This is a genomic window from Sandarakinorhabdus oryzae (assembly GCF_009733735.1).
Lineage (GTDB): Bacteria > Pseudomonadota > Alphaproteobacteria > Sphingomonadales > Sphingomonadaceae > Sandarakinorhabdus > Sandarakinorhabdus oryzae.
The window spans coordinates 1-2,160 of sequence record NZ_WNJP01000284.1 but is presented as its reverse complement, the minus strand read 5'-3'; the positions used below and the strand labels follow the sequence as shown (position 1 = coordinate 2,160).

Sequence of the window (2,160 nt, the reverse complement as noted above, 5' to 3'; positions counted from 1 at the left end):
CCGCCGCGCCGCGCCAGGATGGGCTGATGGTGCTCGGCCCGGCCCCCGCCCCGCTCGCCATGCTGCGTGGGCGGCACCGGCATCGCCTGCTGATCCAGGCCCGGCGCGACCTGCCGCTGCCAGCCATATTGCGCGACTGGCTGGGCGGTGCGGCGCTGCCGTCCTCGGTGCGGGTCGTGGTGGACGTGGACCCCTACAGCTTCGTCTGACGTTCGATCACCGTCAGCCACGGCGCGCCCGACCGGCTGAAGCCGAGGCGCTCATACAGCGTGACCGCAGCCCGATTGTCGGGCCAGCAATGCAGGAAGGGCACATCCCCACGCGCGGCGATGCGGCTGGCGATGGCGTGGGACAGAGCGGCGGCCAGCCCCAGCCCCCGTGCATCGGGATGGGTGCAGACGCCGCTCACCTCGCCAAAACCGGCCGGCGGCATGCGTTCACCGGCCATCGCCAACAGCTGGCCGTCGCGCTTCACGCCGATGAATCGGCCCATTTCGTTGGTGTGGCTGGCAAAGGGGCCGGGCTGGGTGAGCGCGGCCAGCGCCTGCATGGCCGGTGCATCGGCGTCGCCCAGCGGTTCCATGGCAAGGTCGCAAGGCGGTGGCGGGCCAAGCGGGCCAGCGCGCATCTGCAGCAACTGGCCTTGGCGGGTGACGGCAAAACCGGGCGGCGGCGGCACCGGTTCCGGCTCGACGAGCCACAGCGCTTCGCCTGGTTCGGCGAGGGCGGCGAGGTCAGCCGGATCGGCGCCCGGGTCGAGCGCGGCTAACGGCCCGAAGCGGCGATCAAGCCGCACGGCACCGCCGAAACGCACCGCCCGCCCAGCCCAACCGGCGCCAAGCGCCTGCCAGACCGGGCGGGCGAGCGATTGCATCAAGCCAGAGCGGCGCGCCGTTTGCGCAGCGTGGCACCAACCAGGCCAAAGCCAGCGATCAGCATCGCCCAGCTCGCCGGTTCCGGCACGCCGGTGACGATGGCGCCCTGCGAAATGGCCGAGGTCAGGCTGGCGCTGATCGCGTCCTTCTGCTCCGGTGCCAGATTGTCGCCCAGGCGGGTGCTGAAGGTGTGGCTGGCGTCGACAAAACCGCCGCGGTTGACCGGCAGCTGCAGGCCGACGACCACCAGCACCGACTGGCCCGGATTGAGGGTGAGTGAGCCCAGCCCGCACGCGGCCGTGGTGGCGGTGAAGCTGGCATCACCGCCAGTGAGCACGCCGCTGTTGCTGCCGACGCCGAGCACGCCAGGCGTTCCGCAATCGGCATAGAACAGGCTGTTGAACAATTGCTGCGGCGTCGTCAGACCAGCGATGGTCGAAGGATCCCAGATGCCGACATAGCTGGTGAAGATGGAACCGCCTGGCAGCGCGCCACCCGACGGACTGGTGCTGCTGTCCACGATGTGCAGGGCGCCGGTGATCGAAAAATCGGTCGGTGCCGCGCCATTCCACGTGTAGCTCTGGAAGGCGAAGGTGTTGATGTTCATGCGCACGTCGCCGCCGGCCTGGGTGGCGGCGCGGATGGTGGGCAGATCGAGCTCGCCGGTGAAGCGCACATCGGACCAGGCATAGTTGCCGGGCTGTGGCTCGAACATGTTGAGTCCGCCAACGCCGGTGCCGCCACCATATTGGCCGTTCGCAATGCCCTGGCCCGGGCCGGTGCCGTCACAGGCCTGCGTGCCGGAAACGAGATTGCAATTGCGCTGCGTGGCAAAGCTGGCCGAGCCGACGGTTTGCGCAGCAGCGACACTGGGCATGGCAAACGCAGCGACGCCCACGGCAGCCGCGGTAATGAAACGAAACATTTTGACTTTCCCCTGATACTTAAGCGAGCACTAAGAATACAAAATATGGCTGCAATCGCAAGCGCTAAAGCATGGTGGCGTCTGCAGGCAGGCCAAGCAGCACGCGGCCGGCCAGCTCCAGAGTCGGCGGGGCGACCATGACGTGCTGGGTCGCCACATGCGCGTCGCGGAAGCGGCGGTTCAGCGGATGGCTGGCATAGACCGAGGTGCCGCCGGCCAGTTCGTGCATCTTGGCCGCGACGCGCGCCGAGACCTGGGTGAGGCGGGTCGCCGCCAGCCGCAGCCGGGCGCGGGCCGAAAGGTCGAGCGCGTCGCCGGCGACAACCCGCTCCCAGGCCGATGCGATCTCGGCATGGACGA

At 69.1% G+C, this 2,160-nt stretch carries 3 protein-coding genes and 1 pseudogene; 1 reads left to right on the top strand and 3 read right to left on the bottom strand.

Annotated features, from left to right (window positions below):
• On the top strand, window positions 1-209 hold a 209-nt coding region (locus GJ693_RS17160; protein WP_197042274.1), incomplete at its 5' end, for a hypothetical protein.
• Here GJ693_RS17160 and GJ693_RS15635 read toward each other — a convergent pair.
• The 3 genes and pseudogenes from GJ693_RS15635 to GJ693_RS15625 form a co-directional block, all read right to left on the bottom strand.
• The gene (locus GJ693_RS15635) at window positions 194-874 is read right to left on the bottom strand and encodes a GNAT family N-acetyltransferase (RefSeq protein ID WP_156257161.1); all 681 of its coding nucleotides are present in this window, start codon (window positions 872-874) and stop codon (window positions 194-196) included. The genes GJ693_RS17160 and GJ693_RS15635 overlap by 16 nt on opposite strands.
• Window positions 874-1,800, bottom strand: a complete 927-nt coding sequence (locus GJ693_RS15630; protein ID WP_235902987.1) for a PEPxxWA-CTERM sorting domain-containing protein — start codon at window positions 1,798-1,800, stop codon at window positions 874-876. Before GJ693_RS15630 ends, GJ693_RS15635 begins: the two co-directional genes overlap by 1 nt.
• A gap of 64 nt (window positions 1,801-1,864) precedes the next feature.
• Window positions 1,865-2,160 (bottom strand): annotated as a pseudogene (locus tag GJ693_RS15625) (acyl-CoA dehydrogenase family protein); the annotation flags it as partial.

Coding starts and splice junctions, on each gene's coding strand:
- GJ693_RS15635 (WP_156257161.1), bottom strand. CDS start 874: ATGCAATCGCTCGCCCGCCCGGTCTGGCAGGCGCTTGGCGCCGGTTGG.
- GJ693_RS15630 (WP_235902987.1), bottom strand. CDS start 1,800: ATGTTTCGTTTCATTACCGCGGCTGCCGTGGGCGTCGCTGCGTTTGCC.